This window comes from Nonomuraea sp. 10N515B (assembly GCF_052245915.1).
Lineage (GTDB): Bacteria > Actinomycetota > Actinomycetes > Streptosporangiales > Streptosporangiaceae > Nonomuraea.
Window position 1 is genome coordinate 97,033 of sequence record NZ_JBQQBQ010000022.1, and the last position, 24,994, is coordinate 122,026.

General features: G+C 69.3%; 29 protein-coding genes and 3 pseudogenes. 23 read left to right on the top strand and 9 right to left on the bottom strand.

Features of this window, described 5'->3' with window-relative positions; genetic code table 11:
* Window positions 1-360: 360 nt before the first annotated feature.
* The 7 genes and pseudogenes from sigJ (at window position 361) to ACTWQA_RS29965 (ending at window position 5,797) form a co-directional block, all read left to right on the top strand.
* A complete protein-coding gene (gene sigJ, locus ACTWQA_RS29935) occupies window positions 361-1,251 on the top strand; it encodes an RNA polymerase sigma factor SigJ (protein WP_443162456.1) in 891 nt (296 codons plus the stop codon).
* Window positions 1,252-1,508: 257 nt separating this feature from the next.
* Window positions 1,509-2,369 (top strand): NADP-dependent oxidoreductase, encoded by an 861-nt coding sequence (locus ACTWQA_RS29940; protein ID WP_443162389.1) that lies wholly within the window; start codon window positions 1,509-1,511, stop codon window positions 2,367-2,369.
* A gap of 183 nt (window positions 2,370-2,552) precedes the next feature.
* Window positions 2,553-2,735 (top strand): hypothetical protein, encoded by a 183-nt coding sequence (locus ACTWQA_RS29945; protein ID WP_443162390.1) that lies wholly within the window; start codon window positions 2,553-2,555, stop codon window positions 2,733-2,735.
* Entirely contained in the window at window positions 2,732-3,196 is a 465-nt protein-coding gene (locus ACTWQA_RS29950) for a recombinase family protein (protein ID WP_443162391.1), read from the top strand. The genes ACTWQA_RS29945 and ACTWQA_RS29950 overlap by 4 nt, the downstream gene beginning before the upstream one ends.
* 294 nt (window positions 3,197-3,490) lie before the next feature.
* Window positions 3,491-4,115, top strand: a pseudogene (locus ACTWQA_RS29955) (TnsA-like heteromeric transposase endonuclease subunit).
* Between the two features lie 60 nt (window positions 4,116-4,175).
* Window positions 4,176-5,252 (top strand): hypothetical protein, encoded by a 1,077-nt coding sequence (locus ACTWQA_RS29960; RefSeq protein WP_443162392.1) that lies wholly within the window; start codon window positions 4,176-4,178, stop codon window positions 5,250-5,252.
* A gap of 74 nt (window positions 5,253-5,326) precedes the next feature.
* A complete protein-coding gene (locus ACTWQA_RS29965) occupies window positions 5,327-5,797 on the top strand; it encodes a YkgB family protein (RefSeq protein WP_443162393.1) in 471 nt (156 codons plus the stop codon).
* Window positions 5,798-5,827: 30 nt separating this feature from the next.
* Here ACTWQA_RS29965 and ACTWQA_RS29970 read toward each other — a convergent pair whose 3' ends face one another.
* Window positions 5,828-6,238, bottom strand: coding sequence for an NAD-binding protein (locus ACTWQA_RS29970; protein ID WP_443162394.1), 411 nt, complete (start codon window positions 6,236-6,238; stop codon window positions 5,828-5,830).
* On the opposite strand from ACTWQA_RS29970, the gene ACTWQA_RS29975 reads away from it, so the two are divergent.
* A complete protein-coding gene (locus tag ACTWQA_RS29975; RefSeq protein WP_443162395.1) occupies window positions 6,222-8,096 on the top strand; it encodes a glycoside hydrolase family 15 protein in 1,875 nt (624 codons plus the stop codon). The two genes, ACTWQA_RS29970 and ACTWQA_RS29975, sit on opposite strands and share 17 nt — an antisense overlap.
* Window positions 8,080-8,856 (top strand): MIP/aquaporin family protein, encoded by a 777-nt coding sequence (locus ACTWQA_RS29980; protein WP_443162396.1) that lies wholly within the window; start codon window positions 8,080-8,082, stop codon window positions 8,854-8,856. The genes ACTWQA_RS29975 and ACTWQA_RS29980 overlap by 17 nt, the downstream gene beginning before the upstream one ends.
* On the opposite strand, the gene ACTWQA_RS29985 is transcribed toward ACTWQA_RS29980, so the two are convergent.
* Window positions 8,783-9,232 (bottom strand): SDR family NAD(P)-dependent oxidoreductase, encoded by a 450-nt coding sequence (locus ACTWQA_RS29985; protein WP_443162397.1) that lies wholly within the window; start codon window positions 9,230-9,232, stop codon window positions 8,783-8,785. The genes ACTWQA_RS29980 and ACTWQA_RS29985 overlap by 74 nt on opposite strands.
* 52 nt (window positions 9,233-9,284) lie before the next feature.
* Window positions 9,285-9,464, bottom strand: a complete 180-nt coding sequence (locus tag ACTWQA_RS29990) for a hypothetical protein (protein ID WP_443162398.1) — start codon at window positions 9,462-9,464, stop codon at window positions 9,285-9,287.
* 355 nt (window positions 9,465-9,819) lie between these two features.
* Between ACTWQA_RS29990 and ACTWQA_RS29995 the strand changes: the two genes are divergently transcribed.
* Both ACTWQA_RS29995 and ACTWQA_RS30000 read left to right on the top strand, forming a co-directional pair.
* On the top strand, window positions 9,820-12,273 hold the full coding sequence (locus ACTWQA_RS29995; RefSeq protein ID WP_443162399.1) for a cation-translocating P-type ATPase: 2,454 nt from the start codon (window positions 9,820-9,822) through the stop codon (window positions 12,271-12,273).
* Between the two features lie 88 nt (window positions 12,274-12,361).
* Window positions 12,362-12,694: a universal stress protein gene (locus ACTWQA_RS30000; RefSeq protein ID WP_443162400.1), complete on the top strand. Its 333-nt coding sequence runs from the start codon at window positions 12,362-12,364 to the stop codon at window positions 12,692-12,694.
* Here the strand turns inward: ACTWQA_RS30000 and ACTWQA_RS30005 are convergent.
* Window positions 12,689-13,129, bottom strand: coding sequence for a pyridoxamine 5'-phosphate oxidase family protein (locus ACTWQA_RS30005; RefSeq protein WP_443162401.1), 441 nt, complete (start codon window positions 13,127-13,129; stop codon window positions 12,689-12,691). The two genes, ACTWQA_RS30000 and ACTWQA_RS30005, sit on opposite strands and share 6 nt — an antisense overlap.
* A 163-nt stretch (window positions 13,130-13,292) precedes the next feature.
* Between ACTWQA_RS30005 and ACTWQA_RS30010 the strand changes: the two genes are divergently transcribed.
* The 3 genes from ACTWQA_RS30010 to ppk2 all read left to right on the top strand — a co-directional run bounded on the left by ACTWQA_RS30010 (window position 13,293) and on the right by ppk2 (window position 15,798).
* Complete coding sequence (locus ACTWQA_RS30010; protein WP_443162402.1) at window positions 13,293-14,135, top strand: universal stress protein; 843 nt, start codon at window positions 13,293-13,295, stop codon at window positions 14,133-14,135.
* 195 nt (window positions 14,136-14,330) lie between these two features.
* A complete protein-coding gene (locus ACTWQA_RS30015; protein WP_443162403.1) occupies window positions 14,331-14,888 on the top strand; it encodes a CBS domain-containing protein in 558 nt (185 codons plus the stop codon).
* Between the two features lie 109 nt (window positions 14,889-14,997).
* Window positions 14,998-15,798: a polyphosphate kinase 2 gene (gene ppk2, locus ACTWQA_RS30020; protein WP_443162404.1), complete on the top strand. Its 801-nt coding sequence runs from the start codon at window positions 14,998-15,000 to the stop codon at window positions 15,796-15,798.
* A 112-nt stretch (window positions 15,799-15,910) separates the two neighbouring features.
* Here ppk2 and ACTWQA_RS30025 read toward each other — a convergent pair whose 3' ends face one another.
* The 5 genes and pseudogenes from ACTWQA_RS30025 to ACTWQA_RS30045 all read right to left on the bottom strand — a co-directional run bounded on the left by ACTWQA_RS30025 (window position 15,911) and on the right by ACTWQA_RS30045 (window position 18,922).
* Window positions 15,911-16,066 carry a DUF4342 domain-containing protein gene (locus tag ACTWQA_RS30025; RefSeq protein WP_443162457.1) on the bottom strand — a complete coding sequence of 52 codons (156 nt, stop codon included), beginning with the start codon at window positions 16,064-16,066 and terminating at the stop codon, window positions 15,911-15,913.
* 41 nt (window positions 16,067-16,107) lie between these two features.
* Window positions 16,108-16,662, bottom strand: coding sequence for an AMIN-like domain-containing (lipo)protein (locus ACTWQA_RS30030; protein WP_443162405.1), 555 nt, complete (start codon window positions 16,660-16,662; stop codon window positions 16,108-16,110).
* Window positions 16,663-16,853: 191 nt separating this feature from the next.
* Window positions 16,854-17,501 (bottom strand): DUF305 domain-containing protein, encoded by a 648-nt coding sequence (locus ACTWQA_RS30035; RefSeq protein WP_443162406.1) that lies wholly within the window; start codon window positions 17,499-17,501, stop codon window positions 16,854-16,856.
* A gap of 187 nt (window positions 17,502-17,688) precedes the next feature.
* A pseudogene (locus tag ACTWQA_RS30040) lies at window positions 17,689-17,793 on the bottom strand (MBL fold metallo-hydrolase RNA specificity domain-containing protein); the annotation flags it as partial.
* A gap of 115 nt (window positions 17,794-17,908) precedes the next feature.
* Entirely contained in the window at window positions 17,909-18,922 is a 1,014-nt protein-coding gene (locus ACTWQA_RS30045) for an Acg family FMN-binding oxidoreductase (RefSeq protein WP_443162407.1), read from the bottom strand.
* 171 nt (window positions 18,923-19,093) lie between these two features.
* Between ACTWQA_RS30045 and ACTWQA_RS30050 the strand changes: the two genes are divergently transcribed.
* The 9 genes and pseudogenes from ACTWQA_RS30050 to gap all read left to right on the top strand — a co-directional run bounded on the left by ACTWQA_RS30050 (window position 19,094) and on the right by gap (window position 24,994).
* Window positions 19,094-19,606: a hypothetical protein gene (locus ACTWQA_RS30050; RefSeq protein ID WP_443162408.1), complete on the top strand. Its 513-nt coding sequence runs from the start codon at window positions 19,094-19,096 to the stop codon at window positions 19,604-19,606.
* A 223-nt stretch (window positions 19,607-19,829) separates the two neighbouring features.
* Entirely contained in the window at window positions 19,830-20,090 is a 261-nt protein-coding gene (locus ACTWQA_RS30055) for a hypothetical protein (protein ID WP_443162409.1), read from the top strand.
* Window positions 20,090-20,449, top strand: a complete 360-nt coding sequence (locus ACTWQA_RS30060; protein WP_443162410.1) for a spore germination protein GerW family protein — start codon at window positions 20,090-20,092, stop codon at window positions 20,447-20,449. The genes ACTWQA_RS30055 and ACTWQA_RS30060 overlap by 1 nt, the downstream gene beginning before the upstream one ends.
* A 269-nt stretch (window positions 20,450-20,718) precedes the next feature.
* Window positions 20,719-20,925 (top strand): universal stress protein, encoded by a 207-nt coding sequence (locus ACTWQA_RS30065; RefSeq protein WP_443162411.1) that lies wholly within the window; start codon window positions 20,719-20,721, stop codon window positions 20,923-20,925.
* Window positions 20,926-20,938: 13 nt separating this feature from the next.
* Window positions 20,939-21,862 (top strand): universal stress protein, encoded by a 924-nt coding sequence (locus tag ACTWQA_RS30070; RefSeq protein ID WP_443162412.1) that lies wholly within the window; start codon window positions 20,939-20,941, stop codon window positions 21,860-21,862.
* A gap of 11 nt (window positions 21,863-21,873) precedes the next feature.
* Window positions 21,874-22,326 (top strand): pyridoxamine 5'-phosphate oxidase family protein, encoded by a 453-nt coding sequence (locus ACTWQA_RS30075; protein ID WP_443162413.1) that lies wholly within the window; start codon window positions 21,874-21,876, stop codon window positions 22,324-22,326.
* A 305-nt stretch (window positions 22,327-22,631) separates the two neighbouring features.
* Window positions 22,632-23,102, top strand: a complete 471-nt coding sequence (locus ACTWQA_RS30080; protein ID WP_443162414.1) for a CBS domain-containing protein — start codon at window positions 22,632-22,634, stop codon at window positions 23,100-23,102.
* A gap of 10 nt (window positions 23,103-23,112) precedes the next feature.
* Window positions 23,113-23,631 carry a flavodoxin family protein gene (locus ACTWQA_RS30085; RefSeq protein WP_443162415.1) on the top strand — a complete coding sequence of 173 codons (519 nt, stop codon included), beginning with the start codon at window positions 23,113-23,115 and terminating at the stop codon, window positions 23,629-23,631.
* A 369-nt stretch (window positions 23,632-24,000) separates the two neighbouring features.
* Window positions 24,001-24,994, top strand: a pseudogene (gap, locus tag ACTWQA_RS30090) (type I glyceraldehyde-3-phosphate dehydrogenase).

Genomic DNA, 24,994 nt, shown 5'->3' on the forward strand with positions numbered 1-24,994 from the left:
ATGAACTGGGAGATGTCATGTCCATCCAGCACTACCTGCCCATCACGCTCCGCACGATCGGCTCGGACAGCGATTTGCCGCGCCGGCGAGGCTCCACCTCCAGGCGCCGCCGCCGCAGCCGAACTCGTCGCTGAACGGTTGGCCCTCGGCACCCTCGCCAGCATGTGGGCGAGGGTGCCGAGGCATATTCCCCGGCGGGGGCTGTTTCACAGGCGACCAATGAAACACCGCCCTGTCGAATGAAGGACGACGCGTCGTCGGTGTGAGCGTGCACGCTGGCTCGCTTCCGGGGCTGTCTGCGTAGATCCCGAGCTCGGATGCCTACGCTGGATCCGCAAGATGGAGGAGGTCACGATCTGTATGGGCAACGAGAACGCGCCTGGACGGTCTGAGCACGAGGACACGCTCGGAGCCGAATGGGAGAGGCACCGGCCCGCGGTTTTCGGCGTGGCCTACCGGCTGCTGGGCAGTGTGGCCGATGCCGAGGACGTGACCCAGGACGTGTGGCTGCGGGCGGCCGGCACAGATCAGCAGGACATTGATGATCTGCGGGCCTGGCTGGTGACGGTGGCCGCACGGCGGTCGTACGACATTCTCAAGAGTGCCCGTTTCCGCCGGGAGACCTATGTCGGGCCATGGCTGCCGGAACCGCTGCTGACGGGGCCGGACGCATCCGAGCCGGTCCTCGTCGATGAGTCCGTCGGCTCAGCGATGCTCCTGATCATGGAGGAGTTGAGCCCGCCGGAGCGGGTGGCCTTCGTCCTGCACGATGTCTTCGGTCTCGAGTTCGTTCGGATCGCCGAAGTGCTGGATGTCTCCGTGCCGGGTGCCCGGCAGTTGGCCTCGCGGGCGCGGCGGCGGGTGACCAAAGCGAAGCAGTCTTCGCCGCAGGCGTCGAAGGCGGAGCGCGAACGTGTGCTGGCGGCCTTTCGCGCCGCCTACGAGGCCGGGGATCTGGCTGGCCTGGTCAGGCTGCTGCACCCGGACGCCGTCTACGTCACCGATGGCGGCGGCGAGGTCGCCGCGATGCGCAAGCCCATCTACGGTGGTGAACGCGTCGCTGAGGTGATGGTGCGCGTGGGCCGCCAGTGGCGTCCGGACCGCATCGACCTCGTCGAGGTCGGCGGCGAGCTCGCCCTGGTGTGCCACCGGGAGGGCCGTGTCTACTCCGTGGACACGCTGCAGATCACAGACGGTCTGATCGCCGCGTACCGCAGGGTCATCAACCCGGACAAGCTTTCTCACGTCTGAGCTGTCACAACCCGAGGGGCCACCTCGTCTCCCTGATGAGAACCCAAACGGGACAGACGAAGGAACGCTCGTGAGCAGATGAGATCGATCATGCCGGACGGCACGCGTCCACCTGCTGCGTTCCTCCGACGAGCCGCGATGAGCCCTGCGTGTGAACGGGCTGCGCGCTCGAGCGCCCCTCCTCAGGAAGGACCTTTGTGCAAGCCATCACTGTCCGAGACCGTGAAGCCGGTCTCGCCGGCCTGTCCCTGTCGGACATGCCTTACCCCCACGCGACCGAGAACGACGTCATCGTGCGAGTGCACGCCGCGGGCTTCACCCCTGGAGAGCTGGACTGGCCGGCCACGTGGACCGATCGCGCAGGCCGCGACCGGACGCCGAGCGTGCCCGGGCACGAGTTGTCGGGTGTCGTCGAAGAGCTGGGGTTCGGCACGACCGGCTTGAGTGTCGGCCAGCGGGTGTTCGGCCTGGCTGACTGGACCCGCAACGGCTCGCTCGCCGAGTACACCGCGGTGGAGGCCCGCAATCTCGCGCCGCTGCCGGCGGACGTCGACCACACCCTGGCCGCTGCACTGCCGATCTCCGGCCTGACCGCCTGGCAGGGCTTGTTCGACCACGGCCGCCTGACCACAGGCCAGACCGTCCTGATCCATGGCGCCGCGGGCGGCGTCGGCTCGATCGCGGTACAGCTCGCCCGCGAGGCCGGCGCCCGTGTCATCGGCACTGGCCGGTCCGCCGACCGGGACAGGGCGCTTGCACTGGGCGCCGACACCTTCCTGGACCTGCAGACGGAGAAGCTGGAGGACGTCGGCGAGGCCGACGTCGTGTTCGATGTGATCGGCGGAGACATTCTCGACCGATCGGCCGCCCTGGTCCGGGCCGGCGGCACGCTCGTCACCATCACCCTGCCGCCCAAGGTTCAGCCCAAGGCCGGGCGGGCGATCTTCTTCGTCGTCGAACCCGACCGCGCCCGGCTCACTGAGCTCGCCACGCGACTGAGGGACGGCCGGCTCAAGCCGGTCGTCGGCGCCGTACGGCCGCTCGCCGAAGCACCCGCCGCGTTCGCCCCCGCCACGCGCACCCGGGGCAAGACGATCATCCGCGTCACAGAAGACTGAACAGGAGACCCATTGTGATCGGAATGCGGATCGCCGGTGGACTACTGGCCGCCGCCAGCAGAGCCTCCCGAATGTGAAGGGCAAGACGTTCACCTCGGCGATCGTCGACTTCCCGCCCAACGCACGTGCGAGGCCGCACCGGCACGGCAAGGCGTTCGTCTACGCCTACGTCCTCGAGGCACCGTGCGCAGTAAGCTCGCCGGCAAGCCCGTGAGCACCTGCCGCCAAGGCGAGAACTGGGTTGAGCAGCCGGGCGCCCACCACGTCCTCACCGAGAACACCAGCCGGACCAAACGGGCCAAGCTCCTGGTCGTCTTCGTCTCCAACACCGGAGACAAGCTCAAGGTCGACGACCCGAGGGCATGACCACGCAGCGCGTCAATACCGCGCGGCTCGCCGCGGCCGGTGTCGACCTGGCCGGTGTGTTCCGGGTGCTCGAAGGGGAAGGCGTCGGCACGTTCGCGAAGTCCTGGCGGGAACCGCTCGACACCGTGGCCGAGCGCCTGCGCCGCGGCGACACCTTGAAGGTCACCCGGCTCGACCGGCTGTTCTACTCCATCCAGAATCTCGTCGTCCTCGGCACCGAACTCACCAACCGCGGCATCAGACTCCAGGTCGAGCAGAACATCGACAGCGAATCCTTCGAAGGCCGCGACCGTCAGCCTCGCCCGCAACGCCGAAACGATCCCGGCCGACAACACAGGCCTGAGACGCCTGCTCGAATCCAGGCCTCGCTGGCAACACGACTGAGAATCCGACCCCATGCCTGTCTCACCTACATTCCACACGCCCTGCTCAGCGCATCGCGATCAAAGAAGATCATTTGAGACGGGACAGTCGTGTCGATCGGCCAGTCTTTGCTGCCGGTCTGCCACAGTGTCCTGTGACAGGCGATGTTCCTTTTTGTCAGTGAATCTTGCTCATGGGGACGGTTCTGCCACTACGGTTTGCTCGTGTACTGATCGTTTTGGGCTGGATGGTGGCCTGTGGGCGGTGCCGCTGCCGAGCGGCTTGAGGGTCTTGGCTGGCCGGTCGAGCTGGATTTTGTTGATGCGCTTGGGGCCGAGCGTCGGGTGACGTCCTCGTCGTGCTCGGGAGTGCGGTTCGAGGATGTGAGGCCGGTGCGCTCGTTCCGGTGGTCTCCAGGGCTCGAGCACTTCCCGGGCTGGTGGTGGGCGGCGACGACGGGACGTCATGTGGGTTATGAGTCCTGGCTGGAACGCGATCACGTTCAGGCTTTGGACTTCGACCGGGAGATTGTGGGGATCGCTTCGCAGCCGTTTTGGCTGCGTTGGGAGGGCGAGCGGGGCTGGCGGCGGCATGCGCCGGACTACTTCGCTCGGCGGGTGGACGGGCCTGGTCCTCGATGTCCGCGCCGATGATCGGATCGAGGACAGGGACGCCGAGGCGTTCGCAGTGACCGCGCGGCTGTGTGCTCTGGCGGGCTGGGAGTTCCGGCGGGTGGGAGAGATCGACGCGGTCCTGCGGGCGAATGTTCGGTGGCTGTCCCGCTACCGGCATCCGCGGTGCGCTGGCCACTCCGAGGTCGGGGACCGGCTGCGGGAGGTGTTCGTCTCGCCGGCGCCTCTGCTGGCCGGTGCAGAGGAAGTGGGAGACCGGTTAGCGGTGCTGCCTGCGTTGTTTCACCTGATGTGGCAGTGCGAGCTGATCGCTGACCTGGAGCAGGAGCGGTTGGGCCCGGCGACGCTGGTGCGGACCGCTTGGCCGCAGGGCGGTCGGCGGTGAGCGGGAGCAGCCCGCCGACCGCGGCGGCCCGCGCGGCTGGCGATCGGGGATCGGATACGGGTGGCAGGGACGCTGCACACGGTGATCGCGGTGCTGGGGACGGACGTGCGGTTGGCCGGCACCGATGGAGTGGTCACCGACATGGCCCTGGTCGAGTTGCAGACGGCCGAGGACGTCGAGGTCGTCACCGGCTCGTCCCGTCTTGCGGTTCCTTCATCGACTCCGCTGGATGGGCTGCCGGAGGCGGTGGCGGCGGAGGCGTTGTGGTGGGAACGGCACATCGTGGAGGTGCTGCGCGGTGTTCCGCCGCACGCTCCGGCGGGGACCAGGCCGAAACCGGAGTACGACCCGGCGACGGTGTCGTTGACCCGGCGTGAGCAGGCCAAGGCCGCAGAGCTGGTCGCGGCGGGCAGGCCGGTGACGGCGAGTGCGATCGCCAAACGGCGACGCCGTTACGAGGCACGCGGCGTGGTCGGGATGGTCGACCACCGGGTCGACAAGCCGGTCTCCCCGCACGGGCGGGCGGACCCGGCGGTGGTGGAGGCGATGCGGAAGGCGATCGAGGAGGCCACGCAGTCCTCGTCGCGGACAGCGAGCCATCTGTTCTGGCGGACCGAGCAGATCCTGGAGGCCACGCACGGCCGCGGCGTGGTGGAGCTGCCCTCGCAGCGCAGCCTCTATCGGCTGCTGGACAAGCTGTCGGCGGGCAAGCACACCACCGGGTCGGCTCGCACCCGCCGTTCCCTTGCTGCTCGCCCGGACGGCCCGTTCGGTGAGGCGGACGCGTGGGCGCCGGGCGAGGTGATGCAGATGGACTCCACGCCGCTGGACGTGCTGGTCCGCCTGGACGACGGAGTGGTCGGCCGGGTCGATCTGACCGGCGTGATCGATGTTGCGACCAGGACCGTGACGGCCGCGGTGCTGCGGCCGACGACGAAGTCGGTGGACGCCAGCGTGTTGCTGGCCCGCACCGTCACCCCTGAGCCGATGCGGCCCGGCTGGGCGCAGGCTCTCGCGATGTCTCGCTCAGCGCTGCCCTGGCAGCGGCTGCTGGACATCGACGCGCGGATGGAGCATGCCGTCGCCGACCGCGTAGCGGTGATCGGCGGTGGCCTCGACGCCGATGGTGAAGCATGACCTGATGCTCAGTGTCGGTTGATGTTTCGAGTCCTACACTGGGCGATATAAACGACGCATTAGGGGAGGATTTCATGGAAATGCACCGCATCGGCGAAATAGTGCGTAGTGTGGGGATTTCGACAGTTCGGTATGGACTTGTGATAAACCTTCTGGAGATTGGGCGAATAAAATTTGAAGACTACGAGGTAGAAAATATTCGTCCCCTCGTAAGCTCAAGCCCCCCGCTCTCGTGGCTTATCGCCAGATTGGGGGAGAAGAAGGTCGCTAGGTTGATCGGCGTCACTGAAATTGTTCTGGGCTCGCTGATCGGAGCAAAACCGATTGCGCCGAGAGCGTCAGCCCTCGGCAGCCTCGCCGCCGTCGGCATGTTCGCCACCACCCTCAGCTTCCTGGCTACGACGCCCGAGGCGTGGCAAGAGACAAGCGGGGAACCGAAGCTGTCCTTCGCGGGGCAGTTCCTGGTGAAGGACGTCGTGCTCCTCGGAGCCTCCTTGCTGACGGCCGCGGACGCCCTGCAAGCCGCCGGTGGCGCGGACCCGTAGGACGGACCCCAGCCATGAGGGATGTGCCGGTCATGCCGCCCGGCCCTCCTCACGCCCCAGAATTATCGGAGCGGCTTCGAACACGGTGACCTGTGAACCGAACCTGCGGTCGATTGAGGCGAACTCGATGCCCTGGTATCCGGCGCCCACGATCGTACGCCGTCCGGGCAGGGTCGTGCCGCTGGGCCGGTCGGTCGGAAACAAGGCGTCGGGATCGGCGCGGACGTACTGGCGGAATGCCAGGGGTGTTCGGCCGGTCGGTCGAGCCAGCGCGTCGACGTCCGCGGAGCGACTTGGCCCGTGCTGAGCGAAGGACAGTCCAACGGCAGAGATGTGCACCGCCATGTCGGGATTGACGACATCGCCAGGAGCCAGTGCGGACAGTTCGACCAGTTCTTGATGCCAATGGCAGCCGGGAGCACTGATGAGCACCACACCCATCGCCGACCTCGCGTTGGTGTCCGATCGCCATTCCGCCGGCCTGATCAGCCGGGACGGATCGGCCGAGTGGCTGTGCTTCCCCCGGTTCGACGGGCCGTCCGTCTTCGCCCGCCTGCTGGACGACGAGGCCGGGCACTGGGCGATCCGCCCGGCCGTCCCGTATGAGACGACGCGCCGCTACCTACCGCAGACGATGGTGCTGGAGACCACCTTCCGCACCGGGAGCGGCACGGTCGTTCTCACCGACGCCCTGCTCACCGGCCCGGACGACGGCGGCCACCGGCTTGGCGTCGGTGTGCCGCACCTGCTCGCCCGACGGGTGTCCGGCGTCGGCGGCGAGGTGCCGATGGAGATGGAGTACCGGCCCCGGCCGGAGTACGGCCTGATCTACCCGATCCTGTCCGTCGTCGACGGCGGCGTGACCGCCCGCGGCGGCGCCGAGTGGCTCGTGTTGACCACGCCGGTCCCTCTCGGCATCGGCGACTGCAGCGGATACGGCGTGTTCACGGTGCGAGAGGGCGAGACACGGCACTTCGGGATGCACCACTCGACGCTGCAGGAGACTCCCTCGCGGGTGTGGGACCAGGCGGAACTGGCGGCCCGGCTGGACGACACGATCGTCGCCTGGCAGTCGTGGTCCAGCCTCCACCAGGCCTACGACGGCCCGTGGCGCGACCTGGTGCACCACAGCGGGCGGGTGCTGCAGGCGCTGTCCTTCCAGCCCAGCGGCGCGATCGTCGCGGCCGCCACGACGTCGCTGCCCGAATGGGCCGGCGGCGAGCGCAACTGGGACTACCGGTACACGTGGGTACGGGACGCGTCACTGACCATGGGCGCCCTGTGGGTCGCGGCCTGCCCCGACGAGGCGAGCGACTTCTTCGCCTTCCTCACCGCCGCCGCCCCATCCCTGGGCAAGGACCGCGCGCTGCAGATCATGTTCAGCGTCCGCGGCGAGCACGACCTGAGCGAGCGCACCCTGCCGCACCTGCGCGGCTGGCGCGGCAGCCGACCGGTACGCGTCGGAAACGACGCGTGGAGCCAGCGGCAGATCGACGTGTACGGCGAGCTGCTCGATGCGGCCATGCGTCTCGAACGGCAGATCGGCGACATCGACGACGACGTCCGGCGCTTCCTCGTCGCCTGCGCCGACACCGCGGCCGAGCGCTGGATGGAAAAGGACCAGGGCATCTGGGAGATACGCGGGGAACCGCTGCACTTCCTGTACTCCAAGCTCATGTGCTGGGTGGCGCTGGACCGCGGCATCGCCCTCGCCGGCCTCCTACGGGCGCAGGAGCGTGTCGAGTCCTGGCGGCGGACCCGCGCCGAGATCCGCGAAACCCTGCTGCGCGAGGGCTGGAACGACCGGGTAGGGGCGTTCACGCAGGCCTTCGGCTCCGACGAGCTGGACGCCAGCGCCCTCATGGTGCCGATCGTCGGCTTCCTTCCCGCGGGTGACCCGCGAGTGCTTTCCACGATCGACGCCGTCACGGACCGGCTCACCGACGACCAGGGCCTGGTCTACCGCTACCGCACCGCGGACGGCATCGACGGCCTCGCCGGCGAGGAGGGCACCTTCCTGCTGTGCTCGTTCTGGCTGGCGCAAGCGCTCGCCATGTCCGGGCAGGTCGGCCGGGCCAGGGAGGCATTCGAGCGAGCCGCCGCGTACACCAACGACGTGGGCCTGCTGTCGGAGGAGGTCGACCCCAGGAGCGGCGAGCTGCTCGGCAACTTCCCGCAGGCGTTCAGCCACATCGGGCTCATCAACGCCGCCTGGGCCATCGACGAGGCCGAACGGACCGCGCGGGCCGGCGGGGCGGCCGGCGCGGGCCGGGGGAACGGCGATGGTCGGATGGCGTGAGGTCACCGCCGAGTTCGCCGGCACGGCGCTCCTGCTCCTGCTCGTCGTCAGCGCGATCGTCGCAGGCTTCGCACCCGGCTCGCCGCTCGTCGATACGGTGCCGAACGAGGATCTGCGGAGGCTCCTGACGGGCGTCCTGATCGCCACCTCGGCGGCGGGGATCATCTACTCGCCACTTGGCCGGATCAGCGGCGGCCACCTGAACCCCTCGGTCACGACCGCGTTCTGGATGCTGGACAAGATGACGTCTGGTTCGGCGCTGAAGTACGCCGCAGCGCAGGTGACGGGCGCGATCACCGGCGCGCTGGCGGCGCTTCTGGCGTGGGACGGCGCGGCGGCCAGCGTGCGGGTCGGCGCGACTGTACCCAGGCTCGGCGGCGTTGCCACCGCGCTGGTCGCCGAGGCCGTGATGACGTTCCTGCTCCTTACGCTTATCCTCACCTTCGTCGACCGCCCGCGCCTGATGCCGTACACCGCGGCCGCCGCGTCATCGCTCATGGCCGTACTGGTGTTCACCGAGGCGCCGGTGTCCGGCACCAGCCTGAACCCCGCGCGCAGCATCGGCCCCGCGCTGGTCGGCGGCACCTGGACGGGACTGTGGGTATACCTCGTGGCACCGACACTCGGCGCGCTCACCGCGGCGCTGCTGCACCGGCGCCTGTGGGGGACCGTGGCCTGCGCGAAGCTCATACACGACCAGGCCTACCCATGCCGCTTCCTGAACTGCGCCTACACCTCACCCGAGGACCGCACACATTGACGATCGCGCCGTGCCCGCGCTCGGCCATTCCCGGCGCCAGCGCGGCGACGAGGAAGATCGCCTCACCGCCCGCGGTCTGGATCTCCTTGACCACCCGGGCGTCGCGCTCCGCATCCCGGCCCGGCAGCGCCACACGGGCGCCGATCCCGGCCAGGGCCACTGCGGCGGCCCTGCCGATCCCGCTGGTTCCGCCGGTGACCAGGGCCAAGGCCCCGGACAGCCTCGCCGTGCCTCCTCGCGCGCCGCACGGCCCGCACACATGTTCGCCGGGCTTCAGTGTCGTCAATGGGCACGCCCAGAAGTAGGAGCCGCCCCTGGCCGTGGTTGCGAACCCACAGACCCTACCGCCACGCCCCGGGCTCTGTGGGGCGTGCACCTGCCGAGAATGGGTTATAGGGGTTCAGTCGAACGACTCGACAGGCAACGGCTCACACTTCAAGGGGCAGGCCGGCATAGGTGTGGCGGAGGTCTTCCACACTCCGTACGAGGGCGAGGTTCGCTGCCGTCAGCGTACGGACCTGCTCTTCCAGGTCGCTGAGCCGCTTCTTCAGCGCCAGCAACTCGACATCGAGTGCCGGCGCCTCCATGACCATCCGTCCACCGATCATGATGGATTCACCTCCACGCTACTGAACAACCCCAGGGTGCATGCCCGACGTTTCGCCTGAGTAGCGGCGAATGTCCCGGGTCTCGGGGACCAAAGGCACTGGCATCCTTCCGAGGTGGACGCGGAGAAGAGGCAAACGACGAGGATGGCCTGGAAAGACGGCTTGGCGACGGCTCAGTTGGGGGCGTTGTCACGACCACACTTTTGCGCTGGGCGTGGACGTGCCCGTCACCCATAACGTACGAGGTGACCTCAACGCGATGCGAGACATTTACGCAGGGGTCGGGCCGAAGGTCCTTTTCGAAGAGGGCTTTCGGCTCGCGCGGCCTCACTGCCGGGGATGATCTGGTGGGGACATGGATGCCATTACGCATGCGTTCGCCGGGCTTGCCGATGAGGAGGCCGCTCGGCTGCTGGCCGAGCACGGGCCCAACGAGCTGCCGGAGCCGAAGCAACCTTCGCTGCCGTTGCGTGCGATGCGTCAGCTCGCCGACCCGTTGTCGCTCCTGCTGCTGATCGCCGGGCTGGTCACGCTGGTGGTGCTGGGCGAGGTGCCCGAGGGCGCGGCCATCCTCGCCATCCTGGTCGTCAACGTGGTCATCGGGCTGAGTCAGGAGGTCAAGGCGGAGCAGGCGGTCCGGGCGCTGCGGATGCTGACCGCGCCGATGGCCAAGGTACGCCGAGGTGGCGTCGTGCGCCGGATTCCGGCGGCCGAGGTCGTCGTCGGCGACGTGGTGGAGGTGGCGGCGGGCGATCGGGTGCCCGCCGATGCGCGGGTGGTCGAGGCGGCCTCGCTGGCGGCGAACGAGTCGATGCTGACGGGGGAGTCGCGCTCGGCGGGCAAACGCGCCGGAGGGCTGACGGAGGGGCCGCTGGGTGACCGAGACGGGGAGCTGTTCTCTGGCAGCATGGTCGTGCGCGGCTCTGGCAGCGCGGTGGTCACCGCCACAGGTACCACCACCGAGGTGGGCCGCATCGCGTCGGCCTTGCACGGCCATGTCAAGGGGCCTTTGGAGGTCGAACTGGCCCAGGTGTCCAAGCGCATCGGCGTGCTGGCCGTGGCGGCCGGTGTGGTCATGGTGGTGCTCGGCTTCACCCGGGGCGGGATCGAGCCATTCGACCTGGTGCTGGCTGGGGTGGCGCTGGCGATCGCGGCGGTGCCCGAGAGCATGGCGGCGGCCGTCACCACCGCGCTGGCGCTTGGATCGCAGCGCATGGCGCGGCTTGGGGTGATCGTGCGGCGGTTGTCGGCGATCCAGGCGCTGGGCGCCATTACCGTGATCGCCTCGGATAAGACCGGCACGCTGACCACCGGCCGCCTGGCGGTGGCCGACCACCTGGAGGTCCCGGGCATGGACCTGTGGCGGGCAGCGGTGCGCTGCAACGACGCCCGTGACGGGCTCGGCGACGCGGTGGACGTGGCCCTCCTGGTCGAGGCGGAGCGCCACGGAGTGCGGCCGACGGAGCCTCGGATGGTCACCAGGCCTTTTGACGCCGACATCCGGTCGATGGCCGTGGTCACAGCCGGCCCGGTGCTGACTGTGAAGGGCGCCCCGGAGGTGATACTCGCCCGATGCGCCGCGACCGAGACCACCGAGCGGTTGGCGGCCGCCGTGCCAGAACTGGCCAGGCGTGGATTGCGGGTGCTGGCCCTGGCTATGGGGGACACCGACGATCTGGATGCGACAGGGCTGCGGCCGGTCGGCCTGGTGGGGCTGAGTGATGAGATCCGTCCCTCGGCTGCGCAGGCGGTGGCCGACTCCCGGGCGGGCGGTATCCGGGTGATCATGGTGACGGGCGATCACGCGGACACTGCCCGGGCGGTGGCTGAGGAGGTCGGCATCGAGCCGGAGCCAGTGGTGACCGGGACAGAGCTGGGCGGGGAGGACCGCCCGGTCCGCCTGCGGGAAGCGGGCGTGCTGGCCCGCGTCGACCCGGCCACCAAGCTGGATCTGGTACGGGCGCTGCGCGACGGCGGCGACGTCGTGGCGATGACCGGCGACGGCGTCAACGATGCGCCGGCGTTGCGGCATGCGGACGTGGGCGTGGCCATGGCGGGGGAGGAGGGCACCGACGTGGCCCGCGAGGCCGCGGCCGTGGTGGTCACCAACGGTGAGCTGGGCACGATCGTGACCGGCGTGCGCGAGGGCCGCCGCCTGCACCACAACGTCGCCTCGATGATCGGCTACCTGCTCGCCGGGAACCTGGCCGAGATCTTCCTCGTACTGGTCGGCCTGTTCGCCTGGCCGGACCTGGTCATCCCACTGCTGCCGGTGCAACTGCTGTGGATCAACCTGGTCCTGGACGGCATCCCTGCCATCGCCCTGGGCATCGACCGTGCCCCCGGCGATCCCCTCGCCACCAGGCCCGGCCGGGACGGGTTGCTGTCGCGATCGGTCCTGGTGAGGATCGGGATCCGCTCGCTCATCGTCGGCCTGCTCGTCGTTGCCGCCGTCGAGGTCGCCCGACGGCTCGGCTGGGACGAGAACCAGGTCAGGACCCAGGCCGTGCTCACCCTCGTGTTCGCCCGGCTCACCCTCGCCTACGTGGCCCGGGCCCGCCGGTGGACGTTCGAGCGCGGCTGGTGGCACGGCCGGGCGGTACTGGTCGCCGTGAGCGGGACGGCCGCACTGCAGGCGCTGGTCACGCTGGTGCCGCCGCTGGGCACACTGCTCGCTCTTGCCCCGATCCCGCCGCTGGGCTGGGCCATGGCACTCGGCGCCGCCATACTCACCCCGCCGCTGTGCGACCTGGCTCGCCGAGTTCGTACGGCCGCCAAGCCCGCGCCGACCGGGGATGGTCGTCTCTGATGAGGGAGGGCTTCGGCCTCTAGAGGCCCGGCTTGTGCCAGGCCTGTTCTGACGATGGGGGATCGGGGACCCATGCAAGGAGACGGCGATGAACAGGCCGATCGTGGTCGGAGTCGATGGATCGCCATCGTCGTACGAGGCGCTGGCCTGGGCGGCCGACGATGCCGCTCGCCGCGGGGTGGTCCTGCGGATCGTGCACGTACGCGCGCCGTGGGCAGATGAGCACCCGCTCACGGCGGCCAGTGACCACCAGACGCTGACCGAGCTGCTGGCCGCCGCGGCGGTGCAAGCCCGTCACCGGCCGTCCGCGGAGAAGGTCGCGACGGCTTTGGCGATCGGTGTGGTGACAGAGCGGCTGAGGCACGAGTCGCAGTCCGCCGACACCCGGCGGCTCAGGGGCTGTCCGACCGCGGCCTCATAGACGGTGGATGCGGCGGCCCGTGACCTGGTGCGGGACGATGCGGATATACAGAGGGCGGTCGCCACCCGCCCACGGGGTCACGTCGACATCGGGAACCTCGTCCGGCGGCACATGGTGCGCCGGGCCCTGGATGAGGACGCTCCAGCCCTCCTGCCTAGCCTCGTCGATCCGATCCACCTGGAAACCGATCTTGATTTCCACACCTTCCAGGCCGGTGCGCAGGTCCTGGTCCATAGGGCCGCCGTAGGAGGTGCGGAAGACGATGGCATCCTCGTGGATCTTGTAGTTGACGGGCAGCACCGTCGGCCCGTACGAGCCGTTGAACGCCACCCGGCCGATGCCGCCCGGCGCCACCAGCCGCAGGCACTCCTCACGATCGAGGACCTCCAGCGCCGGTTCGGCCGCGGCGGGACGCGAATCGCCATGGGTCGTCATTCGTATCTCTCCTCCGTGGTGACGGTCACAGTGATGACGCTACTCTCGCGATCTCGTGGCTGGGCAGACAGGGCCCTTCGTCCCTTGAGCGACCGACCTCCGGCCCTGCACCCGGCAGGTGCGGGCAGCGTTCGATGGAGGTACGACCAAGGAGGGACACATCGTGATCATCGTAGGAGTGGACGGTTCTGTGAACTCACGGGCCGCGGTGGAATGGGCGGCCAACGACGCCTGCCGCATGCGGGTGCCGCTGCGGGTGGTTTGTGCGATGGATGGCAGCTGGTACCAGATCGGCAAATACCCTGACGTCGGGCTGCCCGACGTGCTGCTCCGCGAAGGGCGGAGAATCCTGCGCGAAGCCGAGGCACTCGTTCACGAGCGCCAGCCCGCCGTGGACGTCACCACGCAGCAGGTTGAGGGCACGCCTGCCGTGGTCCTGCGTGAGCAGGCCAAAGACGCGACCGAGATCGTGGTGGGCAGTCGCGGGCTCGGCGGCTTCGCCGGCGCGCTGCTGGGCTCCGTCAGCACCCATGTAGCCGGGCATGTCCACTGCCCCGTCGTGGTGGTCCGGGGCGAGCACCGGCCGCCCCAGGGCGAGGTCGTCATCGGTGTGGACGACTCGCCCGAGTGCGGGCCCGCGCTCGCCTACGCCTTCGAGCAGGCGGAGCTGCGGGGCGCCGTACTGCGGGTGCTGCACGCCTGGCAGTTGCCGGTGCACGCGTTAGCTCCGGGGATCGCCTATGACATGGACGAGGTCCGTACGGCGCAGCATCAGGTCGTCAGGAACCGGCTGGAGGCCTTCGCCAAGGACTACCCGCAAGTGAAGATCATCGAGGATGTGCAATCGGCGCATCCCGTGGAGGCGCTCACCGACGCGTCGGGACGGGCGGATCTCCTGGTGGTGGGCTCGCGCGGGCGCGGCGCCATGGGGTCGGTGCTGCTCGGCTCGGTCAGCCGCGGCGTTCTGCACCATGCCCACTGCCCGGTGGCGGTGGTCCGTGCCTAGCGCAAGGACCTGAGACCTGCGCATCCGGGACGTTCGAGGTGCCGGGCGCAGCCGCCTCGAGGGGACTGCGAAAGGTGAAAGTGAGGTGCGATGTCATGTCGATCGAAGTCAAGGATGTCATGGGGCGTGTGGCCATCGCAGTGCTGGAGAACGCCTCGTTCGCCGACATCCTGGCCGCGATGAAGCGTTTTCGCGGTGGCATCGGTGACGGTGATCGACTCCGACCGGCGGCCGGTGGGTGTGGTGTCGCAGGACGATCTCCTGCTCAAGGAGACGCACACGGTACGGCACAGCGTGTCGATGTTCGAATCCCGCAAGCAGCGGCGAGAGCACGAGAAGGCGGCCGGCGTGATGGCGGCCCAGCTCATGACCTCCCCGGCGATCAGCGTCACCCCAGGCACCAGCGCGCGGGACGCGGCTCGGCTCATGCACACTAAGCACATCAAGCAGCTGCCGGTGATCGACCCGGTGACCGGGAGGATCACCGGCACCTTGCACCAACGTGACGTGCTAAGGGTCTTCACCCGCCCGGCCACCGAATTGAAGGCGGACGTCAGAGCCGTTCTCCCCGACCCGAAGGCGTTCACCATCGAGGTCCACCAGGGCATCGTGAGGGTCAGCGGCCGCGTGCGGCGGCGCTCTCAGGCCATCGCTCTGGTAGAGGCGGTGCGGGCCGTCGAGGGCGTCGTCGACGTGGAGTACGAGGTGGCCTGCGACGCGGAGCACATCATGGTCGTGCCTCCGCTGCTGTAGCGAGGCAGCCCCGCTGCCTCAGCTCGCAAGCCGACGGACCGTACGTTACGGTCGGCCTGGCACGATGGGTCCGGCAGCATATTAGCGGCCGTGTAGGAAGGGTTCGCTTATGGCCGACCAGAGGCTGCGGCGTAAGCCGTACGAGAGGGAGCTCTTTCGGCTGCAGGCCGAGCTGGTGAAGCTGCAGGAGTGGGTGAAGGCCGAGAGACGGCGAGTGGTGGTGATCTTCGAAGGGCGGGACGCCGCCGGCAAGGGGAGCACCATCAAGCGGGTGGCCGAGTACCTCAACCCCCGTGTGGCCAGGATCGTCGCGCTGCCCGCGCCCACCGAGCGCGAGCGCACACAGTGGTACTTCCAGCGGTACGTGGAGCACCTTCCGGCCGCCGGGGAGATCGTGCTGTTCGACCGGAGCTGGTACAACCGGGCCGGGGTCGAGCGGGTGATGGGGTTCTGCACGCAGGAGGAGTACACGCGGTTTCTGCACCAGTGCCCGATCTTCGAGCGCCTGCTGGTGGAGGATGGAATCCTGCTGCGCAAGTACTGGTTCTCCGTCGACGACGCCGAGCAGGAGCGGCGCTTCCGCGCCCGGCTGGAGGATCCGATGCGGCGGTGGAAGCTGTCGCAGATGGACCTGGAGTCGATCACGCGGTGGGAGGAGTACTCGCGGGCCAAGGACGAGATGATGATCCACACGCACATCCCGGAGGCACCCTGGTATGAGGTGGAGAGCGGGGACAAGCGGCGGGCCAGGATCAACATGATCTCCCACCTGCTGTCCACGATCCCCTACCGGGAGGTGCAGCGGACGCCGCTGGAGATCCCGAAGCGACCACCTTCTACGGGCTATCGCCGCCCGCCCCGTCTGGAGACGCACGTTCCAGACGTGGCTGCGGAGCTCGCTCACGAATGAACGCCACACCGCCTACCGCTCCGCAGAGCTACGGCGAGCCCGGCGTCCACACGGCTCACTCCACTCCGGCGCCGTGTGGCCGGGTCCACGTCCTAGCTCGCCCTAATGGTCTTCAGGCTGGAGGAATCGGCGGCGGGTCCTGCTCATCCTGGGGGTTGCGGTGGATTTGGATGGTCCATTCGGCTGCGGCGGCGGCCAGCGCGGCGGCGGCGGTGACGACGGGAGCGGCGATGAACGCCACCACGCCGACGGTCACGGGGATCTCCATCACGGTGTGGCCATGGGAGTCCTTGACGATGATCCGGCTGACTATGGCCTGCGCCCGATGTTGTAGTTGGCCGTGTTGAGGAAGTAGTCGCGCACCAGCACGGTCCGGTAGGGGGTGGCGATGTCGACGACGACGCGGCTCGGCTGGGTGAGCGTGTAGACCCGGAAGGGCACCCGCTTGGCGAGACCGACCCCGAAGGTCAGCGTCGCCTCGAAGTCCCCGGTGGTGACGACCTGGATGACACCGGGCAGCGCGTAGGTCCTGCGGGCAGGCCCGTAGGTGACTTTTCCGTTGTCGTCGTGGCCGTCGGCCTGGCCGAAGCGCACCTGGAGCAGGGCGCTACCGACGGCGTTGACGGTGTGGCCGGAGCCGTCGGCGATCAGCTTGGTCACGTAGCGGACGTCGCGCTGGGCCGGCGCCCGGCCACGGAACTCGAAGACCAGTCGGTCCAGGCCGTAATGGTGCGCGGCCCTGATGCCCACCAGCGTGGGGATGGCGGCCTGCTGGGTAGCCTGCGCCGGTACGGCCAGCAGTCCCATGGCCGAGGCGGCCGCCGCGGTGGCGATGAAGGGGCGGATCGGGAGCATGGTGATCATCTCTTTTCCCGTGAGTGCTCCTGATTCCAGCGTGAACACTGTCCATGTCCCGGTAACACCGGCGAACGTCCTAAAGTTCGCGGATTTAGGCCATCACGGGACTACCGCCTGAGAATGCGAGGGACTCTACGGGTTGGGGCAGGGCGAGCGACGGTGCCGATCCAGACCGGGACTTTCGGCCCGCCGGGTCGTCACCAGCCCATCCCGCCGCGCATGCCTGGCATGTTCCACCAGTCGGTGCCGAACCAGTCGCTCAGGTACTGCTGCATCTGAAACATCTCGGTGTGCTGGCTGTCACGCACACTGGCCGCGAACGCCCTGATCTCCTGGTGTTCCGCCTGTCCGCGCATGAGCAGTTGCTGGGACATCATCACCGCCGCCATGTGATGGGGGATCATGTCCTGCAGGAACGCCTTGTCCAGCGCATCGCCCGACAGCTTGGACAGATCGCGCATCATCGGCTGGTAATCGACCGTTGTCGAGCGTCCCGGGTACCAGGCGGCCAGCCACTTCTTCATGGTGGCGATCTGGGCGCTCTGGGTCTGCACGATCGAGGAGCCCAGGGCGCGCATCTCTGCCCGGCTCGAGTGCTGCAGTTGTCCGGCCGCGGTGACGGCCTCCTGGTGGTGGGCCACCATCTCGGCCAGGTAGTCGAACTCACTGCCGACGCGAATGCCGTGCATCCGGCCCGTTGGCCACATTTCACGCATCGGACCGTAGTTTTGTCCGTTCTGATGCCACCCGGTGGCCTGTGGTGGCTGGGCGTTGCTGGCGGCGATGGCGACGCCGGTCACCGCGGCGGTGGCGAGCACCGATCCGGCGGCGATTCCCGCGATCATTGACTGTCTCATCTCGGCCCCCTTGCTTTCCATGACCGCTGATAGCGGGTCCCTCCTGGCCCAGCCTGAACCGGCCTGGTCGGCGAGGGGCAGGGTCTTCCGACACCTGAGGTCGGGACCAACAGCACCTGTGGGCAGGACCAATCACCCCAACGAGCGGGTGGTCGGCCACCCGGTGAACGTAAGCCACTTTCGGGGCCCGGCGGGCGGTGCGCAGCCATGCGGTGGTCTCGTCGGCGTCGGAGTGCACGGAGGACCCTGACAGGTTCACGATCTCGGCTCGTACGGGCACGTAGTGGCCGTGGATCTTGAGCGCGGTGGCGCCGTCGACGAGGCTGCGTGGTAGCGGGAATGGTAACGGCGGGTGTGGTCATCAACTGGGCGGCCGTGTCCCCGGCGGCCTGCCTTCATCGCATCGCGGACGTGTCTCCTCGGGCAGGGGCGGAACTCCCATGCCGTTGAGCCGTTCGTCCGGTGTGCTCGACCAGGAGTTCGCTCACGGGCCGGCGCGGGGCTCGAGGCGCGATCGGGCCGTAGCCGAGCCGCATGATCATCTGTGGGTGACCGCGTCGATGGTGCGGGTCGCTGTGGCGTCGCATGTCGCGCAGGTCGAGCGGCTGGTTGAGGAACGACGCCGAGACCCCGTGCCTGGCCGCCACCAGCAGCACCCGCTCCAGCGCCTGCCCGGCACGCAGCCAGTCCATCGGCTCGTCCCCGGCAGTGGTGAGCACCGCGAGCTGAGGGCGCGGCTCGAAACGCGCGCTGCAGGCGCGGCGCCCGAAGTCCCGGATCGGATCCACGACACCATCGGCCAGCGGTCCGTGCACGTAGGAGGGTACGCCGTGCCCGCTCGTCCAGGCCGCAAGCTCGGCCACGTATTTGCTGTCGCGGGCCAGTTCGTCCTGAGCCAGGGCGGCGTAGTCAAGCATGTCGTCGGCCGAGCGCCGATCCAGCAGGATGAGCCTGGCACGCTCCATTGAGGCCGCGGTACGCAATGCGCTCAGCACGTGCGCCGGGATCAGCCGCTCGTCGTACGGCATCCGGTTGGTACGCCGGACCGGGATGAGGTCATACATCTCCCGCGCCTCTGCCGTCGGAAGTCCGCGTGCCTCGAGGTCGACGGTGGCCAGCAGGTCCGGTGCCTTCTCGGGGTCGGGCAGCAACCGCACGTCCGGCCTGCGTCCGGCGGCACGAGCCGCGATGCGCAGGTTGAACAGCGCGGCCCCGCAGCTGACGTGCAGGGAGCGCCCGCGCGGATCGCTCACCGGCAGCCAGCGGTCCCAGTCGGACAGCAACTCGAACACATCGTCGCCGCGAACCTCGAACCGCCACGGCTGGGTGTTGTGCACCGACGGCGCTTCTCCGGCTGCTACGAGCAACCGTCTGACTGCGAGGTCGATGGTGTGGTGTGCAGTGGTCATGACGCACCTCCCAAGGTCGACACTGGCCTGCGCGGGCCCGTCCCATCAGGGGCGGAGGTCCTGCCGAAGGTCCCATAGAGTCACGCGCAGCCGGTTGAACATCTACAGCCCTGTCGGCCACCCCGCCGCGCTTAGGGCGGGCGTCATGCCGCGGAGAGTTGGGCGCGCCCGATGACTGATCCGGTGGCTACCGGGGGACGGATCGGGACGATCGGCCCTGCCGGTGGGGTGTGTCGGACGCCCCGCACCGCCATCGTGGCCGCCAAGTTCGCCGTCGCTGCCGTCTGGGCGCTGCTGCTGGCCGTCCTGCTGGCCGGGCTCGGCCTGCTCATCGGCGCCCTGCTCGGCCTGCCCGCCTGGTCGGCCTCGACCGCGGCTATCGGCCTCGGGCGCCTCCTGGCCGCGGCCGCGCTGGCCACCACGCCCCTGGCCCTGGCCGCCAGCATTGGCCGCGGCTACCTGGCCGCCGTCGGCGCCCTGTTCGCCCTCGTGTTCTGCGCCCAGGTGATCGCCGCGCTCGGCTACGGAGCCTACTTTCCGTGGTCGGTGCCCGGCCTGTACGCCGGCATCGCCGGAGAAGGCCAGGACCCGCCGGGCCCGCTCGGCCTGCTGCTAGTGGCGGCGACCGGAGCAGCCGGCGCCGCAGCGACCACGATCTGGTGGAATCGCGCCGACCACACCTGATGACGCCCCAGACGACGACGGCAAGCGTCTGCCGGTGAGAGGACAGGTTCTCCGCGTCCGCTTCGGTCTTGTCGCCCAGGAAGCAGATCACCGGAATAGCCCTCGTTGGCGACGTTAATGAGGGGCGGGTTTGGCCCGTGGGCCGTCGGCTTCGTGTTCGGGACCTTCGCCCCTGTCTCGCCGCGGCGATATCGCTCATGATGCGGATGAAGGAGGCGCGAAGATGGCTGATCAAGGGCGCGGATCTTCGACGGCCTGGGCGCCGCGGCGGTTGCAGGTGTCTCTCGCGCCCGTCCTGCGCGAGGTGCCGCCGGAGGAGTGGCCCTCGGTCCTCCGTGCCTACATCAGGCGTGATGGCCGCGCCTCACCCAGGGCCGCGGCTAGGGCGGCCCGCTACTACATCGGCGTCGACGCCGACGCGTCCCACGCGGAGCTGCGACGCGTTGCCGTGTACTACCCGGTCTTCAGAATCGAGGAGCAGTGATGGACGTTATCGACGTGAGCGGCACGGTCAAGGACGTGGCCAGGGTCGAGCGGGTCTTCGGCGAACCGGTCACGCAGGATGGCGTCACCGTCATCCCGGTCGCCCGAATCGGCGGTGGTGGTGGCGGGGGCGGCGGCAAGCAGGAGGGGGAACGGCCTGGCGAGGGTTCAGGTGGCGGGTTCGGGCTCGGCGCCACTCCCGCAGGCGTGTACGTGATCAAGGATGGCGATGTGCGCTGGCAGCCCGCGGTGGACATCAACAAGATCATTGTTGGAGGGCTGACGGTCGCCGTCGTCGCCCTGCTGACGGTGCGGGCCATCGCCAGGATGCGGTTCGCGGCGCGTTCCCGCAAGGGGTGACGGCTCATCCGGTAAGGGCCCGGGCGGCAACCACCGCCCGGCCCGCGCGCTGCCGGACGACCTCGCCAAAAGCGAACGGTTGACGCTTGTGGAGCGATTCGTCGGGCGCTGGATGGCGGGCCGGTTCGACTCGGCCCTGGTGCGCTGGGTGTACCGGCACCGCGGGACGCACCTGCCCAGAGGACCAACGGCCCCCGCATCCGGGACCTCGGCCTCGGGCGCCGCTGCGGTCGCCACGTGAGTCTGGGGGCGGAAGAAGGAGGTGTGTGATGTTCAGGCACATCGTAGTCGGCGTAGACGGATCCGCACCGGCGACGGCGACCGTGGAGTGGGCCGCCGCCGACGCGCAGCGCAGAGGGCTGGACCTGCGGATCGTGCACGTATGCGAGCAGGAGCCCTACGCCGCCGACGGGACGAAGTACAGCGCGGCTGTGTTACAGGCGGCCGCAGACCGGGGCGCTGGACCTGACCCGTGACGTCCAGGTGACGATGGAGCTGGTGCCGGGGAACGTGATCGACACCCTGATCGGTGAGTCGGCATCGGCCGACAGCGTGGTGCTGGGCAGCCGGGGGCTCGGCGGGTTAGCCGGGATGGTCGTCGGCTCGGTGGGCATGGGCGTCGCCGGGCACGCCACCGGTCAGGTCATGATCGTCCGCGGGCCTTCCGCGGTGCAGCACGGTCGGATAGCCGTGGGGTACGACGGCTCGGCGCATTCAGAGGCCGCCATGCAGTACGCGGTCGACCAGGCACGCGCCCGCGGCGTCGAACTGCACGTGGTCTACGCCTGGCAGGTGCCGATGTTCTCGCCGTACGTGGCCGCACGCGGCTCCCTGCTGGAGGACGTCTACGAGCAGGAGATCCACGCGGCAGGCGAGAGGGCGGCGTGCTGGCGGGAGAAGAACCCGGACGTCGTGATCACCGGCGAGGAGATCGTCGCCCATCCGGTGAACGCTCTGGTCAGGGCAGGCAGCACCGCTGACCTGGTGGTGGTGGGCTCGCGCGCGCCTGGGCGGTTTCGCCTCCGCGGTGCTCGGCTCGGTCAGCCACGCGGTGCTGCACCAACTGGTCTGCCCGATCGCCGTGGTACGGCCCCGGAAGGAACCGGCATAGGGACACTCACGGTGCGGCGGCGGGCCTGCGGCCACCGCACTCATGGTCGGCCGCCGGGTGGTGCACGGGATCGCGATCCTCAACCAAGATCCCACATCATCGAGGGGCGCCCTGGAGTGAAAGACGAGGCTTTCGTCCCAGGGCGGGCAGGTCGTTCGCCCCTATCCGGCGCCGGGAGCCGGCCGGTAGCAAGGGGATGGGTCGCCGTACGGGTGACCCGAGAGGGAAGAGGTATGTCATGTCGACAGCCGTTGATCCTCAAGGTGCCCGAGCCGGTGGCCGGGGTGCCGCGTCGCAGCTGACGAGCGAGCAGGTGTGGCGAGAGCTGGGCAAGGCGTCGTTCGCGGTCGTCGGTCACGTCACCCCGGATGGGCGGCCGAGATCCAGCGGCGTCATCTACATGGTCGCCGGCCGCCGGATGTACGTGGTGGTGGCGACCGACAGCTGGAAGGCCAGGCATATTGAGCTCAGCGGGCAGGTCGCGGTGACCGTACCGGTGCACCGGGGTGGCATCATGTCGCTCCTCGCGCCCATCCCGCCCGCCACCGTCAGCTTCCATGGGAGGGCGGTCGTGCACTCGGCGGGCAACCTGGAGGACGGCGAGCTAGGCAGGAAGCTGGCACGCATGCTGCCTAGCGAGCGGCGGGCGTCCTGCCGCGTCATTGAAATCGAGCCGGAAGGCTGGTTCGTCACCTACGGGCTAGGCGTCTCGCTCATGCGGATGCGTGTCCCGGATCTCGCGCGAGCCCGCGTGCCCGTGGCCTAACGATCCGCTGAGCGAGACGTATTTCGTGCGAGCCGCCGATGCGTTAGACATCCACCGGGCCGACAGCACGCATGCCTGTGCCGCTTGTGCCGGCTCCTGGCCATGCGCGCCGGCGCTGGCCGCCGCGTTCATGCTCGACCTGCGCAGCGCCTGAGAGGACCAAAGGCACCCCTATCCGGGACTTTGTCCCCGGGTGCGGCGAGCGTGTTGTCGTGAGGCTGGAGGTGCGGCTCGGTGGGTCACGGCGTGCTGCACCACGTGGCCTGCCCGGTCGCGGTGGTACGGCCTCGCATCCAGGAGGAGACATGAACATCGAGTCGTTGACCGCCGGTCAGGTGATGAGCCACGTTCTGGTGGCCGTCAAGCCGGACGAGTCACCGCTGATGGCGTGGGAGCTGATGCGTCGCGCCGGCGTGCACCACCTGCCGGTCGTCGACGGGACGAATGTGCTGGGCATCCTGACCCGCGAGCAGCTCGCGGCGTCCTGGCAGGGTGGCCCCGAGGAGCAGTCCAGCCGCCAGGTCCGCGCCTTGCTGGGGCGTGGCTGTCGGCCTCGGGTGCGGCCGGACACGCCGCTGGTCCGGGTTGCGGCCGTGATGCTCGACGCCGGATGCGACGCGGTGCCGGTGGTGTCCGGTGACAGTCTGGTCGGGATGGTCACGGCTCACGATGTGCTGGTGGCCGTCGCCGGACGGGCCAAGCCCGCCGAAGGGCCGGCTGAGGTGGTCACCGGGATGTTCCACCTCGAACCTGTCCTGCCCCACGAGAGCCGATAGGAGGCGCGTGATGGACGCGCTGGTCGTCTATGAATCGATGTACGGCAACACCAAGCAGATCGCCGAGGCGGTGGCCGAAGGGCTGGCATCCCGGCTGCGAGCCGAGGTGGTCGAGGTCGGCTCCGCACCCTTTGTGGTGGAGCCGGAGGTCGGGCTGCTCGTAGTGGGCGGGCCGACGCACGCCTTCTCCCTGAGCAGGGCCTCGACCCGCCAGTCCGCCGCCCAGCAGGCCACCGGGCCGCTCATCTCGCCGGGCATTGGGGTACGGGAATGGTTGGGCGCGCTGTGTACGCCCTCGGCTGCGTTGGGCTCGGCCGCGTTCGACACCCGCATCGCCAAGCCGCGGATGCCGGGCTCGGCCGCTCGCGGCATCGCCAAGCGGCTGCGCCGCGTCGGCATCGGAGCGGTGGCGCCGGCTCAGAGCTTCTACGTCACCGGCGGCCAGGGCCCTCTGGTAGAGGGAGAGGTGGAGCGGGCGAGGCAGTGGGGAGAGAGCCTCGCGGCGTCGTTCCCCGTCCCTGCACCATGACGCGAGCACCCCGACGCTCCGCAACCTGGCCCGCCGGGTAGGCCGAACGTCCCGATGAATCAGGGACCTCCGGCCCTGCCTGCACACGACCCGCACGACGATTCTGGGAGAAGACACCCGCCGAGGCGCGAAAGAGATCCCCATCCCTGAGGCGCCCTCCCTCCCGGCGAGCCGATCGGTGGCGGTGGCCGCAGTCACAATGCCCCCGCCACCGAGGCGGCGCGAGCCGGGCAGGACGTCCCTCCCCTCGGCGGGTGTCTGTCCGCCGTTCGCGGCGGCGACGCCCGGCACCGATGAAGGCCAAAGGTCCCACCGCACGCGGGACCGTCGCCTCTAAGCACCGAGCCCCAGGCGCCGGACGATACAGGCATGAGAATCGGAATCAACGGGTTCGGCCGGATCGGCCGGGCTGTCCTGCGTCGCGCGCTCTGCACCGACCTGGACACCGCCCTGGACATCGTCGCCGTCAACGACATCACCGACGCGGCCGCGCTGGCCCACCTGCTCAAGCACGACTCCACCTACGGCCCGCTCAACCTGCCCGTCACCGCCTCCCCCCGGGCGCTGGAGGTCAACGGCACGACCATCGCGGTCAGCGCCTGCGCCGACCCGGCCGAGATCGACTGGCGCGCCCACGACGTCGAGCTCGTCATCGACGCTACCGGCCGGTTCCGGACCAGGGAGGCATTAGCGGGTCACCTGAAGGCGGGCGCGCGCAGGGTCCTGCTCTCCGCCCCAGGCAAGGGCCTGGATGCCACCATCGTGCCCGGCGTCAACGACGCGGCCTACGACCCGGCCATCCACGAGATCGTCTCATTGGCCTCGTGCACCACCAACTGCGTCGCCCCGATGGTCAAGGTGCTGCACGAGCGGTTCGGCCTCGTCCGCGGCTTCATGACGACGATCCACGCCTACACCGGCGACCAGATGCTGCTGGACGCCCCGCACAAGGACCCGCGCCGGGCCCGCTCGGCCGCCGTGAACATCGTGCCCACTACCACTGGCGCCGCCCGCATGGTCGGCCAGGTGCTGCCGGAGCTGAACGTCCGGCTGGACGGCATCGCGATCCGGGTGCCGGTGGGACGGCTCGATCACCGACCTGAGCGCCCAGCTCAGCCGCGACGTCACCGCGCAGGAGGTCAACGATGCCTTCTCCACCGCCGCCAGGGATGAGTTGCACGGCATCCTGCGCTACAGCACCGACCCGCTGGTCTCCCGCGACATCGTCGGCGATGCCACCTCGTGCGTGTTCGTCTCCTCTCTCACCCAGGCGAGCGGGGACCTGGTGAAGGTCTTCGGCTGGTACGACAACGAATGGGGCTATGCCAACCGGGTGGTCGAGATGGCCCAGCGGATGGTGTGA

What these genes read in the sequence shown, in the direction of transcription:
- sigJ (WP_443162456.1), top strand. Translation starts at nt 361, where the DNA reads ATGGGCAACGAGAACGCGCCTGGACGGTCTGAGCACGAGGACACGCTC.
- ACTWQA_RS29940 (WP_443162389.1), top strand. Translation starts at nt 1,509, where the DNA reads ATGCCTTACCCCCACGCGACCGAGAACGACGTCATCGTGCGAGTGCAC.
- ACTWQA_RS29950 (WP_443162391.1), top strand. Translation starts at nt 2,732, where the DNA reads ATGACCACGCAGCGCGTCAATACCGCGCGGCTCGCCGCGGCCGGTGTC.
- ACTWQA_RS29965 (WP_443162393.1), top strand. Translation starts at nt 5,327, where the DNA reads ATGGAAATGCACCGCATCGGCGAAATAGTGCGTAGTGTGGGGATTTCG.
- ACTWQA_RS29975 (WP_443162395.1), top strand. Translation starts at nt 6,222, where the DNA reads ATGAGCACCACACCCATCGCCGACCTCGCGTTGGTGTCCGATCGCCAT.
- ACTWQA_RS29970 (WP_443162394.1), bottom strand. Translation starts at nt 6,238, where the DNA reads ATGGGTGTGGTGCTCATCAGTGCTCCCGGCTGCCATTGGCATCAAGAA.
- ACTWQA_RS29980 (WP_443162396.1), top strand. Translation starts at nt 8,080, where the DNA reads ATGGTCGGATGGCGTGAGGTCACCGCCGAGTTCGCCGGCACGGCGCTC.
- ACTWQA_RS29990 (WP_443162398.1), bottom strand. Translation starts at nt 9,464, where the DNA reads ATGATCGGTGGACGGATGGTCATGGAGGCGCCGGCACTCGATGTCGAG.
- ACTWQA_RS29995 (WP_443162399.1), top strand. Translation starts at nt 9,820, where the DNA reads ATGGATGCCATTACGCATGCGTTCGCCGGGCTTGCCGATGAGGAGGCC.
- ACTWQA_RS30000 (WP_443162400.1), top strand. Translation starts at nt 12,362, where the DNA reads ATGAACAGGCCGATCGTGGTCGGAGTCGATGGATCGCCATCGTCGTAC.
- ACTWQA_RS30005 (WP_443162401.1), bottom strand. Translation starts at nt 13,129, where the DNA reads ATGACGACCCATGGCGATTCGCGTCCCGCCGCGGCCGAACCGGCGCTG.
- ppk2 (WP_443162404.1), top strand. Translation starts at nt 14,998, where the DNA reads ATGGCCGACCAGAGGCTGCGGCGTAAGCCGTACGAGAGGGAGCTCTTT.
- ACTWQA_RS30025 (WP_443162457.1), bottom strand. Translation starts at nt 16,066, where the DNA reads ATGGAGATCCCCGTGACCGTCGGCGTGGTGGCGTTCATCGCCGCTCCC.
- ACTWQA_RS30030 (WP_443162405.1), bottom strand. Translation starts at nt 16,662, where the DNA reads ATGATCACCATGCTCCCGATCCGCCCCTTCATCGCCACCGCGGCGGCC.
- ACTWQA_RS30035 (WP_443162406.1), bottom strand. Translation starts at nt 17,501, where the DNA reads ATGATCGCGGGAATCGCCGCCGGATCGGTGCTCGCCACCGCCGCGGTG.
- ACTWQA_RS30045 (WP_443162407.1), bottom strand. Translation starts at nt 18,922, where the DNA reads ATGACCACTGCACACCACACCATCGACCTCGCAGTCAGACGGTTGCTC.
- ACTWQA_RS30050 (WP_443162408.1), top strand. Translation starts at nt 19,094, where the DNA reads ATGACTGATCCGGTGGCTACCGGGGGACGGATCGGGACGATCGGCCCT.
- ACTWQA_RS30055 (WP_443162409.1), top strand. Translation starts at nt 19,830, where the DNA reads ATGGCTGATCAAGGGCGCGGATCTTCGACGGCCTGGGCGCCGCGGCGG.
- ACTWQA_RS30060 (WP_443162410.1), top strand. Translation starts at nt 20,090, where the DNA reads ATGGACGTTATCGACGTGAGCGGCACGGTCAAGGACGTGGCCAGGGTC.
- ACTWQA_RS30065 (WP_443162411.1), top strand. Translation starts at nt 20,719, where the DNA reads ATGTTCAGGCACATCGTAGTCGGCGTAGACGGATCCGCACCGGCGACG.
- ACTWQA_RS30070 (WP_443162412.1), top strand. Translation starts at nt 20,939, where the DNA reads ATGGAGCTGGTGCCGGGGAACGTGATCGACACCCTGATCGGTGAGTCG.
- ACTWQA_RS30080 (WP_443162414.1), top strand. Translation starts at nt 22,632, where the DNA reads ATGAACATCGAGTCGTTGACCGCCGGTCAGGTGATGAGCCACGTTCTG.
- ACTWQA_RS30085 (WP_443162415.1), top strand. Translation starts at nt 23,113, where the DNA reads ATGGACGCGCTGGTCGTCTATGAATCGATGTACGGCAACACCAAGCAG.